Source organism: Agrobacterium vaccinii (genome assembly GCF_021310995.1).
GTDB classification, from domain to species: Bacteria; Pseudomonadota; Alphaproteobacteria; order Rhizobiales; family Rhizobiaceae; genus Agrobacterium; species Agrobacterium vaccinii.
This window is the reverse complement of the sequence record NZ_CP054151.1, coordinates 1139158-1153307: the sequence shown is the minus strand read 5'-3', so window position 1 is coordinate 1153307 and position 14150 is coordinate 1139158. Positions and strand designations below refer to the sequence as shown.

General features: G+C 57.5%; 13 protein-coding genes. 1 reads left to right on the top strand and 12 read right to left on the bottom strand.

From position 1 onward, the window contains the following. Positions 1-33: 33 nt before the first annotated feature. Positions 34-1413 (bottom strand): sensor histidine kinase, encoded by a 1380-nt coding sequence (locus HRR99_RS20450; protein WP_233124659.1) that lies wholly within the window; start codon positions 1411-1413, stop codon positions 34-36. Beyond that, a complete protein-coding gene (locus HRR99_RS20445) occupies positions 1410-2066 on the bottom strand; it encodes a response regulator transcription factor (protein WP_173998943.1) in 657 nt (218 codons plus the stop codon). Before HRR99_RS20445 ends, HRR99_RS20450 begins: the two co-directional genes overlap by 4 nt. A 206-nt stretch (positions 2067-2272) precedes the next feature. On the opposite strand from HRR99_RS20445, the gene HRR99_RS20440 reads away from it, so the two are divergent. Then, positions 2273-2557 carry a hypothetical protein gene (locus HRR99_RS20440; protein ID WP_233124658.1) on the top strand — a complete coding sequence of 95 codons (285 nt, stop codon included), beginning with the start codon at positions 2273-2275 and terminating at the stop codon, positions 2555-2557. Between the two features lie 122 nt (positions 2558-2679). Here the strand turns inward: HRR99_RS20440 and HRR99_RS20435 are convergent, their stop codons facing one another. The 10 genes from HRR99_RS20435 to HRR99_RS20390 form a co-directional block, all read right to left on the bottom strand. Continuing rightward, positions 2680-3567 carry a ribokinase gene (locus HRR99_RS20435; RefSeq protein ID WP_233124657.1) on the bottom strand — a complete coding sequence of 296 codons (888 nt, stop codon included), beginning with the start codon at positions 3565-3567 and terminating at the stop codon, positions 2680-2682. Then, a complete protein-coding gene (locus tag HRR99_RS20430; protein WP_233124656.1) occupies positions 3564-4439 on the bottom strand; it encodes a MurR/RpiR family transcriptional regulator in 876 nt (291 codons plus the stop codon). Before HRR99_RS20430 ends, HRR99_RS20435 begins: the two co-directional genes overlap by 4 nt. Next, complete coding sequence (locus tag HRR99_RS20425) at positions 4436-5413, bottom strand: ABC transporter permease (RefSeq protein WP_233124655.1); 978 nt, start codon at positions 5411-5413, stop codon at positions 4436-4438. Before HRR99_RS20425 ends, HRR99_RS20430 begins: the two co-directional genes overlap by 4 nt. A 16-nt stretch (positions 5414-5429) precedes the next feature. Continuing rightward, positions 5430-6956: a sugar ABC transporter ATP-binding protein gene (locus HRR99_RS20420; protein WP_233124989.1), complete on the bottom strand. Its 1527-nt coding sequence runs from the start codon at positions 6954-6956 to the stop codon at positions 5430-5432. A 58-nt stretch (positions 6957-7014) separates the two neighbouring features. Next, positions 7015-8079, bottom strand: coding sequence for a sugar ABC transporter substrate-binding protein (locus tag HRR99_RS20415; protein WP_233124654.1), 1065 nt, complete (start codon positions 8077-8079; stop codon positions 7015-7017). A gap of 79 nt (positions 8080-8158) precedes the next feature. Further along, complete coding sequence (locus tag HRR99_RS20410) at positions 8159-9130, bottom strand: sugar phosphate isomerase/epimerase family protein (protein ID WP_233124988.1); 972 nt, start codon at positions 9128-9130, stop codon at positions 8159-8161. A gap of 239 nt (positions 9131-9369) precedes the next feature. Continuing rightward, entirely contained in the window at positions 9370-10290 is a 921-nt protein-coding gene (rbsK, locus tag HRR99_RS20405) for a ribokinase (protein ID WP_233124653.1), read from the bottom strand. A gap of 47 nt (positions 10291-10337) precedes the next feature. Continuing rightward, on the bottom strand, positions 10338-11198 hold the full coding sequence (locus HRR99_RS20400; protein ID WP_412674278.1) for a carbohydrate ABC transporter permease: 861 nt from the start codon (positions 11196-11198) through the stop codon (positions 10338-10340). 74 nt (positions 11199-11272) lie between these two features. Beyond that, positions 11273-12382, bottom strand: a complete 1110-nt coding sequence (locus HRR99_RS20395) for a carbohydrate ABC transporter permease (RefSeq protein ID WP_233124651.1) — start codon at positions 12380-12382, stop codon at positions 11273-11275. Between the two features lie 86 nt (positions 12383-12468). After that, entirely contained in the window at positions 12469-14130 is a 1662-nt protein-coding gene (locus tag HRR99_RS20390) for an ABC transporter substrate-binding protein (RefSeq protein ID WP_233124650.1), read from the bottom strand. Positions 14131-14150 lie beyond the last annotated feature (20 nt).

The following is a 14150-nucleotide window of genomic DNA, read 5'->3' as shown; positions in this document are numbered from 1 at the left end:
AGCTTAGGTCAAAATGAAGCGAAACTGAAATCGTCAAACATTTTGAGGAATGTGCAAATCGACCTTCAATCCCGTGCCCCAATCCGGCGTACCCATGTCGATCTTGATCGACAGCCGTTCGGCAATATCGGCTACGATAGCAAGGCCGAGGCCCGATCCCTCCGTCTGAAGCGTCTCGACTCGGTAGAAACGCTGGAACACGGACGATCGCTCTTCTGGCGGAATACCGGGACCAGAATCGCTGACGGAAAGACGGCAGGCATCGTCTTCTCTCGCAACGACAACCGCCACCCGTCCCCCGACGACGGAGTATTTCACCGCATTGTCGATCAGGTTGACGATGATCGTTCGCACCGCGGCCCCATCGGTCTCGACCTCGACGTCTTCTTCGCCTTCCAGCGAAACATCCAGATCGCGGCTGTTAATGAGCGTACCGAATTCGGCCAGTACGGACGCAGTCATGTGATAGAGCGGCACTTTTTCCACCCGCAGCGGATGATGGCTGACCCGCGCGAGCCGCAAAAGCTGCTCGATGAGGTGAGACGCCCGGTCATTGCTTTCCACCAAAGCTGAAATGAGCTGGCGGCGCTCCGCTTCATCGTCAGCATTTTGCAGCATCTGCAATAGCAGCTTCACCGAGGCCTGCGGCGTGCGCAACTGATGAGCGGCCAGATCGGAAAAGCGCCTTTCGAGTGTCAGGGAATTCCCGAGCTTGACGAGAAGCTGATTGATCGAGCGGCCCAACGGCAGCAAGTCTCGCGAGAGAGCCCCTGTGGGAATGGCCGAGAGGTCGTCGGGAGAACGCGTGCGGATTTGGCGGACCAGATCATGGATCGTGCTGAGGCTGCTGTTGATGCCCAACCAGATCAGCGCGGCGATGATCGGCAGAATAACGAGCAGCGGGAAAAACAGATTGAGAAGAATATTGGCAACCAGAGTTGCCCTCAGGGTATCCTTCTGGCCCACCTCCAGAACGATGGCCGTGTCTGGAATGCGAAGCGAATAGATGCGCCATGCTTCCCCCTTATAAGAAAAATCGCTGAAGCCGACCGGTCGAGGCGGCACATCGGATAAAAACGCCGTGCTGCTGTAGACCGCAATGCGATCGCCCACCCAGGCGCGGACCATATGCGCGTCGGCATAATCATCCGCGTCCTCATTGAGGGCAAGCTGATTGTCCATGTTGAAATCGATATCGCCGATCTTTTGTGAGCCTTGGCGCGCCGGGTCCTCGAGCCTGTGACGCAGCAACCCCCACATGACGTTGGCGTCGTTGATCATCTGGGCATCATAGATATTGTCGATTTCTCGCGTCGCGCTGTTGAAGGCGAAAACACCGATGACGACGATGGCCACCGCAACGACGGGTGCTATTCTGAGAAAGAGCTTGCGCGCAAGTGTCGAGTTTTTCATCGCTCTATCATATAGCCCACGCCACGGATCGACTTGATCACGTCCGTCCCAAGCTTCTTTCGAAGATTGTAGATATTGACTTCAATCGCATTACTCTCGACCAGACTGGACGCGTCGTAGAGCGCGTATTCAATGTCATTCTTGGTCACATAACGACCTGCACGCTCCATCAGCAGTTTGAGCAGATGGAACTCTTTGGCGGTTGCATGCAGCTGTGTGCCACCCTTGCGGATCACCATCGCAGATGGATCTACCTCCAGATCACCGCACCGGATCACGCTTTCGGTGCGCCCCTCCCGCCTTCTCATCAGTGCGCGCAACCGGGCAAGAAGTTCGTCCAGATCGAAGGGTTTGACCAGATAATCATCTGCCCCCTCATCCAACCCCTCAACTTTCTGCCGTACGGCATCGAGCGCCGTCAAAAGCAGCACCGGCACCGTGTTGCCTTTCTGACGCAACCCTTTCAGGACACCTATCCCGTTGAGACCGGGCAAATTGATATCGAGGATCACAGCTGCAAAAACCGCATTTTCCGCAGCTTCGAGCCCGGAAACACCATCCCGAAACCAGTCCACGCCATAGGCATGTTTTTCTAGGGCTTTTTGGAGAGACGAACCGAGAATGTTATCATCTTCAACGAGTAAAATACGCACCGTCGGATCCTAAATTTGCACTACAGCGTGCGGATCAATGCCAAGACCACCTATTCCGCCACTTGTCTCTGATCTGCGCGGCAGTTTGGCGTGTCAAGCTGCTCGTAAATATCGGAGAAATCAACTCCCAGAATTAAAACTCTGTTGTGCGGGTACAGAATACCCGGCTCAATGGCGCGACACACGGCAGTATCCAGAAAGTCGTCATGGGAACCACGTCTCGGTCAGCGCCGGTCCAGAGGCTGCCGCAATATACCGCTATCGAAAAAATCCTGGGCGTTGAGATTCACGATGCTGCTGGGAATCAAGTCGCCGCAGGCCGCACTTACCGCGGCGGCAAGGCAGATCGAAGCAACCTTGAAGACGGGGCGAGCGAAGGCGGCAAGGCAGACACTGGCTTCCGCCAGCGGCTTTTGACAGAGCTTGTCAGGCTGGCAAACCTCTCCGTGGATATCTGCCTGCGCCGCGCCGATCGGATCACCTCACAATGAACGGGAGCGGCGCGATCTTCGGCAGATGCAGGTCTTTCGATTATGGAAATCGCATCTTTGTTCTGTCACGACGTGATAGTTCTTGGGTCGTTTGGTAGGAGTATACCCCAAGGCTCAGGTCATCAAAGTCTTTGCGCTTCAGGTGTGGCAACCAGTTTTGCCGCTTCCATATTGGCTTTTCGAAGCGCTTCATTCATTGACCGACCGGACGCGAGTTCCGCTGCCAGAACGCCGATGAACTCGTCGCCTGCCCCATGGGTGCTCTCAACTTTTATCTTTACTGCCTCGATGACGATCTCTTCGCCATCGCGGTCTGCGTAAGCGACGCCCGAACCGCCAGCGGTCACGACGACCTGTGGGAAGGTTTGCACCAGTTTGCGTGCAGCCTCCAAAGCGCCCGCGAGTGTCTCAACGACCGGAACGCCTGCAAGCATTTCCGCTTCGATGGCGTTGACGACGAGAATGTCGATCAACGGCCGGAGATCACTGGAAAGTGCTCTGGCTGGTGCGGCATTGATCAGGACGCGGCCACCGGCCTGCTTGACGGCTTTCGCGCCAACGACGTTCGCGGCATCGGGAATCTCGTTTTGGAGGACAAGCAGTGTTGTCTTCGACAACAGTTCCTGAGCGGCGCTCACGTCGGCTTCACCGAGGCTCAGATTGCTGCCCGATACGATAACGGCACCGTAGTCGCCCTCATTATCAAATATGGCGACGCTCATGCCGGTGGATTGTGATGCGTCGCGACGGACGAACGTATCATCGACGCCCTTGCGTTCCAGATTGGCAAGCAAAAACCGCCCGAAATCATCATCTGCGACGGCTCCGATCATCGACGTCGCCACTCCGGTGCGCGCTGCCGAAACCGCCTGATTGCCGCCCTTGCCACCGCTCTTTGGATGCCATGACGTGCCGGTGACCGTCTCGCCCTTGCGTGGCCGTGATGGCCCCATGACGGCAATATCATAATGCAGACTGCCGAAAACGGTGACGAGAGGCGAGGGTGTCATGAAGGTTTATCTTTCCGCTTGGATTTGACAGCAGACATGGTCCGGTCAAGATTGGTTTCAGCCGATTGATAGTCGCGCTGCGCGACAGCCATGAAGACGGCGTCGAGAATGTTGAGTTGCGCGATGCGCGCAGCAGCATTCTCACCCATGAGGGGAGACCCTTGTGCCGTGGAACAAAGAACCACATCTGCAGCCTGCGCCAGAGCAGAAGAATTATAGTTGGTGACCGCAATCGTCTGTGCGCCATTGCGCTTGGCGAGTTGAAGCGCTTCGATAATCGCGGTGGTGTTGCCAGAATGGGAAAAGCCGATGGCAATATCGCCTTCGGACAACAAAGCTGCCGACATCAGCATCATGTGCACATCGTCAAATACGCTGGCACGCACGCCGATACGCAGGAATTTATGGGCAACGTCTCGCGCGATCTGCGCCGAACCGCCCACCCCATAGAAATCCCGATGCTTCGCGCCATGAATGAGGTCTGCGGCCTTGTCGAAGGCGACCATATCCAAAATGGAGAGCGTTTCTTCCAGGGCGTTGATAGATGTTCGGAAAACCTTCTGGACGATTTCCAGCGACGTATCATCGACCGAGAGTTCCTGATGCATTTCCGCTGTCGGCTGTCGATTATACTGGCTGACGGCTGTGCGGAAATCGCGGTAGCCGGAAAAGCCGAGCTTCTTGGTGATCTTGACCACCATGGCCTCGGACACACCCGCATCGTCTGCGATCTGTTTCAGCGACGTCTCGTCGCTGAAATCCCGCATGGCGAACACGGTATCCACGACCTTTGCTTCGAGAGGCGTAAGCAAGGGCATCATCATGCGAATGCGCGGGCCGACGGCCTTTGTGTCGAAGCTCTCCGAGTTCATTCTCTTCCCCTTGTCGCACGATCAATCATCATGGCGACGAGGATTATAAGGCCAGTGGCGAGCAGTTGATAGAAGGCCTGAACATTCATCAACGTCAAACCATTGCGCATTGCACCCAAGATGATGGCGCCGAGAATTGTCCCGAGAATACTGCCCTTGCCGCCCATCAAAGACGCGCCGCCGATGGCTGCCGCCGCGATGGCGTCGAGTTCCCATAGGTTGCCGAGGATCGGTTCGGCTGCACCAAGGCGACCGATCAGGATGAGCGAAGCGAGTGCAGCCAGACCGCCTGAAATGACATAGGCGGTGATCTTGGTGCGGGCGATGGGAACGCCTGCAACATAGGCAGCTTCTTCATTGCCGCCGACCGCCATCAGATATTCGCCAATCGGCGTCTTCTTGAGGAGTATCCAGGCGGCGATAGCAACGGCGGCGACGATCAGGACAGGCGTCGGAATGCCGAAGAGATTGCCATTAAAGAGAGAACGGAAACCAGCGGGAATACCGAGAACAGGATTGCCTCCCGTGTAGATCAGCGCAATGGCGCGGTAGGTGCTGAGCGTGCCGAGTGTCACGATAAAGGGTTGCAGGCCGACATAGGCAACGAGCGCGCCATTGATAAGGCCGCAGAGAACGCCGACTCCGAGACCCGCGAGGATGGCGAGCGGGATGGGTGTGCCAGCGACGAGCAGGCTGGCGGTGACGACGGCAGAGATCGCAGCCGTCGGGCCAACCGACAGATCGATGCCGCCCGATATGATGACGAGTGTCATGCCAAGCGCCAAGCACGCATTGATGCTGGACTGCTGGAGGATGTTGACGAGGTTTCGCTCTGAAATGAAGCCCGGAACCAATGCGGCAAACACGGCCATGATGACGATGAGACCGATCAGCGTTCCCGCATCGCGCAGCGAAAACGAGAAGCGGCGAAAGGCCGGGGCGGATTTGGCGGGTGCGTTGGAAGTGCTGGTCATGGGTTGTCCTGTAGGTTCACACGGGTCGCGCAATGCGCGCGTCATCCGCATCGGCATTCGCCCCTGGAATGGCATGCGCAACAATCGCGCTTTCGCTCAGTTGATCACGGTCTATGGTCGCCGCAATCCGGCCTTCGCGCATGACCAGCACGCGGTCCGACAGGCGGATGACTTCCGGCAGTTCGGAAGAAACGACGATGATGGAATGGCCCTCGCGGGCGAGGTCTTCGATCAGGTGATAGATTTCCGACTTGGCTCCCACATCGATGCCTCGGGTTGGCTCATCGAACAGCAGAATTTGCGATTTGGCCGCCAGCCAGCGCGCGATGATCGCTTTCTGCTGGTTGCCACCACTGAACAGGCGGATCGGGCGATCCAGCTGGAAGGGCCGCAGATTGACGCGTTTCAACAAATCCTGAGCGGTGGCGCGTAGCTTTGAGTTGTTGATCATGCCGCCGGATGAAAAGCTGCCAAGGGAGGCCAAAGCCATGTTGGTGGCGACGGGGCGCAAGGGGATGATGCCCTCACGCTTGCGCTCTTCCGGCACTAGCCCGATACCTGCAGCAATGGCGTCACGCGGATTGGCGAAGCTCTGCTCCTTGCCATCGATGGCAATAGACCCGGCGCTCAGCCTGTCTACGCCCGCCAGCAAGCGAAGAAGTTCGGTGCGGCCAGAGCCGACGAGCCCTGCGATGCCGAGCACTTCGCCCTTGTGCAGGGTAAAGGACACATCGCGAATTCTGGTGGCCGAAGACAGGTTTCTGGCTTCGAGTTTCACGGTATCGGTAACGAAGGAATTATGCTCTTCCTGCATCAATTCACGACCGACCATCTTGGCGATTACGTCGGTTTCCGAGACCTTGGAGAGATCAACGATGTCTACCAACTTACCGTCGCGCATGATGCTGGAGCGCTGGCAGATGCGGAACACCTCATCCATCTTGTGCGACACGTAGATAATGGACACGCCACTTGCCGACAGGCTGGCAATGACTTCGGCCAGTCGATCGAACTCGCTGGGCGTCAGGCTCGATGTGGGCTCGTCCATGGCGATGACCTTCGCCTTGTCGAGAAGCGCGCGACCGATTTCAACGATCTGGCGCTGCGCGACCTTGAGCGACGATATCGGTGCCGATGGGTCGATGCTCTTGTCGATCTTGGAAAGTGCTTCGGCGGCGCGTGCTTCCTGCTCGCGGCGGGAGACGAACATGCCGCCCATATGCGTCAGCGAATGGCCAAGAAACATATTCTGGGCGACGCTCAAATGCGGCACTTGCTGAAGTTCCTGATGGATCATCGCGATACCGGCTGCACGCGCGTCCATCGGCTTCCTGAAGGCGACAGCCTCACCATCCACGAAGACGGTGCCGGATGTCGGTCGAAAAACGCCGGATAGAATGCGCAGAAGCGTTGACTTACCGGCGCCGTTTTCCCCGAGGAGTCCGTGGATTTCACCGGGAGCCACGTCGAAGGAGACATCCGTCAGCGCGTTGACGCCGGGAAAACTCTTGGAAATCGTCTCAAATCTCAGTCGCGGCGTCATCATTCCACCTCTCAGGCTGATGGGGATGCGGGCGAAACCCGCCTCCCCTGAGCGCTCATTACTTGGCCGTCTTGGCATCTTCCATCAGCACGGCGCGCACATCGACGCCCTCGCCCTGGTAGCGGCTGAGATTGTCAGCGGTGATCAGCGCCTGTGGCGTGGCAACCACGCGTGGCAACTTCTGACCGGCAACGAGACGCAACGCGGTTTCCAGTGCGACTTCGCCCGTCAGAACCGGGAAGCTGTCTACGGTGCCGGTGAGTTCGCCAGCCTTGATCGATGCATAGGCATCGGAAATGCCATCCGTGCCGAAGACTGCGACCTTGCCTGCAAGACCGGCAGCCTTGACCGCTTCGACAATGCCCAGCGCCATGCCGTCATTATTGGCGTAGAAACCAATCAAATCTGGATGCTGGTTGAGAATGTTGGTCGCAGCATCATAGGAGGTCTGGCGATCCCAATTGCCGGGAACGCTGGCGACGACCTGGAACTTGCCACCTTCGCTGATGGTGGACTTGAAGCCATCAGTGCGCTGGACAGCGGCATAAACACCGGCCTGTCCTTCAACGATGGCCACCTTGCCACCTTCAGGACGGTTCTGGATGAACCACTTGGCTACACGCACGCCATTGTCCCGCTGGACGTTACCGACATAATGTTCGGCCTGCGGGATGACCGCATCATTGACGTTCACGACAGGAATATTGGCGGCCTTGGCCTGCTCGATCACCGGCTGCAAGTTGGCATCCGTCTGCGGAGACACGAGCAGAACGTTGTAGCCCTGCGTGATCATGCCTTCGGCAATGGTAAGCTGGCCCAACTGGTCACCTTCGCTCTGGGCGGCCTGATAGGCAACGGGAACGGTGACCTTCTTGCCGAACGCTTCATATCCGAGACCGAGGGAACGCCAGTATTCGTTTGTCAGCGTCTTGGAGACAGCACCGGCCTTCGTGCCCTCAGGCAGTTTCGGGAACGGGCCAAGCTTGGCTTCAAGCTGCGACCAGTCCATGCGGTCCTTTTCGGTGTCGGAGTTGAGCGGCGCGAGTTCCTGCGCGAAAGCTGCGCTGAACAGGAAGCTGGCGGCAAGCCCGGCAGCAAGGGTCGTCTTCAAAAAGGTCTTCATCGGTTTCCTCCCGGATGGAATATGTCGGCACGCTTGCTGCGTGCCCTTGGTTACGAGGGTTTGAGATTGTTTGGGCAAATCAGCCGAGCATCAGCTCCTGAATGACCGCCTGTGCAGACACGGCGTCTTGACGTTCGACAGCGCCGGACAGGCGATTGTCCTGCTCGATCCGATCGACGATTTTCAGCATGCGCTTGACGGTCTGAATGTTCACTTCACATTCGTGAACCGGGTCGAGGCCCGTCATGTCAGGGAAGGTGTCGAAATAGATCGCGCCGTCATAGCCGTCTTTACGGATCTGGCGCAGAAGCTCAATCGTCTGCTGTGTATGGACCGCGCCGACCATCAGGCCATCATCGCGCTTGGCGTAACCATCATTGAGGTGGACGCCGAGAACGCGGCTGTAGCGGGCAATCAGGGCGGCTGCGAAAGCAGGCTGCTCATCGGCGTAGAGAACGTGGGCAAAGTCCAGCGTGACGCCGAGATTAGGCATATCCACATCCTTGATCGCCAGAAGCGTCGTCGCGCAATCGGGCATCAGGCTGTAAGATCGGGGCTCGTTCGGCTTGTATTCGATGCTGACGAGACAATCCGGGTCATGCGCGCAAACTTCACGAATTCCATCAATCTCGTGTTGCCACAGTGTGTGGTAATCGGCCTGGAAGGCGTAGTCGAAGCCATCCTGCCCCAGCCACAGCGTCATCAGATTGCTGCCAGCGGCACGTGCGGCATCGATACCCTTTTTCGTCAGATCAATCGCTTCACGCCGCACAGCCGCATCAGGATTGGTGAAAGCACCGATCTTGAAGCCCGGATTGGTATAGTAGCGCATGGCAAAACCGTTGATCGCCAAACCAAGATCGCCAATTTGACGAGCCAGAACAGCGGGATCGTCGTTGACGTGGTCAGGATAATTGAGATCGAGATCCGTCAGACCTTCGACCTTCGCGGCCCGCGTTGCCATTTGCAGCATCGAAGGCTTGCCGGAAAGCTCCGGCCATTCCGCTGACGGTTTCGAGGCGAACGAGTTCAAACGGGTGGCAAATTTCAATTGGGTCACGGCAATGGCTCACTTCAATCGTTGTTACGGCAACTTCACAAATTAATTTTATTTTGTAAAGCTATATATGTTGTGCATTGCATCAAATCGTTTTCGCGACGCCGTTTTCTGACCTTATTTGGCAGTCTGAGAACGCCAAAAAACCCGCGGCGGTGGCTGCTGCAAGCAGTCATGGGCAGGCGCGAAGGGGGCAGAGACTGCACCCGTAATCTGACGGCGAGCTGATGACTTCAGCGCGCCAGTAATGCCTCGATTTCCGCAAGCGTCGGCATGGCAGGCGCAGTGCCACGCCGTGTCACGGCGATACCAGCCGTGGCGCATCCGAATCGAACAGCCTCAAGCGGGGCTACCCCTCGTGAAAGGGCTGCTGCGAAACCGCCCACGAAGGCGTCTCCGGCGCCGGTGGTATCGATGGCAGGGCCGTGAGACATAGCAGGCACATGGACGGATTGGTCGGCTGCATGAAACAACACGCCCCGCGCGCCAAGCGTGATGAGCGCTACGCCGACACCACGGGACAACAAAACGTCCCCTGCGCGCTTGGCATCATCCAACGTGTCGAGCGGGAAGCCCACAAGTGCTGCGGCCTCCGTTTCGTTGGGAACGATGAAGTCGCAGAGACTATAGATTTCCGTGGGAAAAGCTTCGGCAGGCGCTGGGTTGAAAATGGTCGTGACACCGGCATTGCGGGCTATTTGTAGCGCACGATGCGCAGCACGTGCGGGCTGTTCCAGTTGCGTGACGAACACTGCCGACTGCGCGATGGTATCACGCACTGCTTCAACGTCATCAAGATCAATCGTACCAGCTGCTCCAGCATAAACGATAATGGCGTTATCACCGGTCGTATCGTTGACATAAATGAAGGCGGCACCGGTGGGCTGGTCATCAAGAATGGTCAGCTTCGTCGTGACGCCCGCCTGTTCATAGGTTTTAATCGCCAGATCGCCGAAGGTATCGCGACCAATCTTGGAAATGAACGTGACGTCTGCACCCGCACGTGCCGCTGCAACTGCCTGATTGGAGCCCTTTCCGCCGGGACCAACCGCAAAACCGCTGCCGGTAATGGTTTCGCCCACAGCTGGCATGCGCGGAGCGAGATAGGCGGTATCGGCAACGAAAATGCCGAGAATTGAAACTCCAGACCCCATGATAAACTCCAAGCCTTGCCTATTGATGTCGCGGCGTTCAGCCTCGCTTATTTGACAGCACCGGCCGTCAGACCCTTCACGATGTAGCGCTCAAGGAAGATACCGACGAGGATCAGCGGCATGATCGCAGCAGTAGCAATGGCCGCCATGGACCACCAGTTGATGCCCTGCGAACCGGTCTGGCTGGCCACCATCACCGGCAGCGTCTTAGCGTTGGAGCTCGTCAGCAGGGCTGCGAAGAAATATTCGTTCCAGCACAAAATAACCGACAGGATGAAAGCCGCGACCATGCCCGGCAGGGCGATAGGCAAAACGATGCGCATGAACGCACCCCAGATCGAGCAACCATCCACCAGTGCTGCCTGTTCCAGCTCAACCGGGATCGTGTCAAACTGATCACGCATGATCCAGATGACGATGGGCAGCACCATCAGCGTGTAGACGAGGATAAGGCCGACCAGCGTGTCGAGCAACATCAGGTGCTTGTAGAGAACCAGAAACGGCATGGCGAGCACCACCGGCGGCAGGATGAGCTGCGACAGGAAGAAGAAGGAAATGTCCTTGTTCTTCATCCAGAGGAACTTGTAGGAGAAGCGGCTGAGGCCGTAAGCGGCGAGCGAGCCGATAACAACGGCAAGGAAAGACGCGCCAGCCGAGGCAACGATGCTGTTGATGAACCGGCGAATGAATTCATCGCGCACGGTGGATTGGGCAAAGATCGTATCGGGCGACAGGCCCAGGGAGCGCCAGCCTTTCCAATCCGGCGTGAAATCCACGAAGGGAATGAGGTGGCCCTGCGTCACGTTCACCGCCGTCTTGAACGACGTTGTGATCGTCCAGTAAATCGGGAACAGCGAAACGAAAGCCCAGAACACCAAGGCAGCATAGATCAGCAGGCTGCTCGTCATAAACTGCGGGCGGCGGGACCACAGGCTTGGCCGTGGCGTGGATGTCTCAACGTGTGTTGCCATGGGCTTCACCCTTAGTTGTCGCGTTGCATCCACCGGCTCGCCCCTTTGAGGATGAGCGCGACGAAAATGATGATGATGACAAGATAGAATTCCGCGAGCATGGTGCCGTAACCGACATTGGAACGGTCACGATATTCGCGGAAGATGAAGCTGGAGACGGTGTCTGTCGCCCCACCCGGTCCACCGGCGGTTACGTTGATGACGATATCGGCTAGCTTTAGCTGGAAAATGATGCGCAAAATGATGACGGTGATGCTGACGGGCAGCATCAGCGGAAAGGTGATTTCTTTGAAACTCTGCCAGCCGGAAGCGCCATCAACCTTCGCCGCTTCCTTGATTTCGGAAGGCAACGCCTGAAGGCCCGCGAGCAGCAGGATCATCATGAAGGGAATGGACACCCAGGCGTCCATGGCGATGATCGAAGATCGCGCCAGCCATGGCGTTGAGAAAAACGCCGGATTATCCCAGCCGAGATTGCGCGCGAGCGTGGCAGCCGGGCCGAACCGGTACTCCATCAGCGACTTGCCGATCATCCAACTGACGGCGACCGGGCTGAGCATCAGCGGCAGCAGGAAAGCAACGCGGAAGAATTTGCGCGCTTTGATTTCGGCGTTGAGCAGCAGCGCCAGTCCAAAGGCAATGGCATATTGCACCAGCACCGACAGAACATAATAGACCATGTTCAGCAGCGCGTTCCAGAAATAACGGTCCGCAAACAGGGTCCGCAGATTATCCACGCCGTTGAAACGGCGACCGGCAGCGGCGCTGAGGTTCCAGTCCGTGAACGCAATATAGAGGCCGAAGACAGTGGGAAACACCACCATGGCGACGGTGAAGAGAACGGCCGGAAGAACGAATGCCGCGCGCTGTCCCGCCTCGCCGCGGATCAGGATTTGCGCTGCACAAAGCGCAATCGCCCAAATGATGTAGGCAAACAGCAGCGGTCGCCAGCTGACGAAACCCAACGCGATCAAGCCTGCCGCATCGGATATCTGAAGAGCGAGCACAACGAACATGAGGACGGTAGCGGCCAACAGCAAAAGCTTGCCGCGTTTGGCGGCGTTTGCCTGAACAGGAGCCTGTCCGACGGGCTGCAAAGCTGGCGTGATCGTATGCGTCATGGGCAAACCTCAGGGCTGGAAAGCCGTATTCAAGCGGTCGCTCAGGCGACACAATAATGTGCCGCCTAAGACGATGGTTTCAGGCATCAAACACCGAGAGACGCCTTATAGAGCGCGATCTGCTTTTCGCGACCGAGCTGGTCGGTGACCTTTTCCCAGGCAGCGGCGATGGCATCGGCCCCTTCCTGTGCCGAAGCTTGTCCGGCAAAGACCTTCGCGAGCTCATCTTCGGCCACGCTGTAATACTGAAAGATACCCGGTATGCGCGGTTCGATGGCAGCGTTGGGGTGGTTGTAGGAATTGGACTGGGAGGCGAGATAGTTCGAGATGAACGCCTCGTCATATCCGGCCGTGACCCATTCCTTGATGTCGAACTGGCTCTTGCGATAGCACTGGAAGCCGGAGGGATAGGCCGCAGTCCACAGTGCAATATCCTTGCCACCGAGATGGGCTGCCGCACTCCAGGCCGCCTTTTTCTTTTTCTCGTCGCTATCGACACGTGCCATGACATATACGCCCCAGCCGAGATAGGCCATGTTCGGCGCATAGTTGGGGCCGCTGGCGAGCTTGTCCCATTTGCCGGTCTTGGCATTATAGACATCGTCAGAGCCAGGCAGGATATCGAAACCGATGGTATCTCCGATGACCGATGTATCGCTGGTGCGCGCCGCAGCACCCACGTCACCCCACCATGAGACCATCGATCCGGTGCCGGCCAGAAACTGCTGGAAAGCCGCTGTGCCGGGGTCGGCATTCAGCTGGTCGCCCGCTTCCGATGGTAGGGCGTCGATCACGTCCTGAATGGCACGAACCCAGGCAGGATTGTTGATACGTGGCTTCATGGTGTCGGTATCGAACAACCAGGCTTTGTCGTCGGGGTGCTTGGCATAGGCCGTTGCGCGGCTGCCGAGGAAGTAGAACCCGAAACCGCCCCAGGCCTTCGGCGAGTCGAGATAGCCGATGGCATCCGTGCCGGCAATTTTCTTGCCCTTGAGGAATTTGGTGACTTCCTGCACCTTCTGCCATGTCTTCGGCACGCCCCACTCGCCCTCATGGCCCTCGTCCTTCCAGGCTTTCGCCAGATCGGCATCAGCGAAGTAATCTGTACGGTAGTTGAAGTTGTGGCAATCGCCATCGACTGACACACGGTAGGTCTTGCCATCCCAGGTGCCGACGGGCGCTTTGAGGTAATCGACGTAATCATCCATGTCGATCTGGGCCTTGACCCAATCCGGCATTTCCGACGCCAATCCTTTGCCGCAGACATCGCCTTCGAACGGCGCACCCATTTCAAGAAGATCGAAATCGACGGTGCCGGTGGCAATCGCTTGCTGGAGGCGCGGATTGTAATCGGCTTGCGCCAGATCGATCCAGGTGATCTTGGCACCGGTGTAATCTTCCCAAGGCTTCAAGAAGCCTCGGAACAGAACGTTGTGGAGGTTCTGGTTGTTGAGGCCCATGAAGGACAGCTCAACACCGGCAAACTCGCCCTGTTTGACGCTCTTCTTGGTGGCCTCCAGACACATCTCACCAACCTTCTGCCAGTCGGCGTCCGTTGGTGAGCCCTTGCCGACACCCGGCACCTGCAAAATCTGGGTGCGCAAGGATGCATCCTGCGCATAAGCTGCACCAAACGGACCGAGCATACTGCCCGCCGCTGCCACGGCACCAAGGCTTGCGCTTGTCTTCAGAATAGCGCGGCGGCTCAGCCCAATCGCCATCATTCTTTCGAAATCACTGACTTTCATGTGGTTTTCCTCCCGTTATC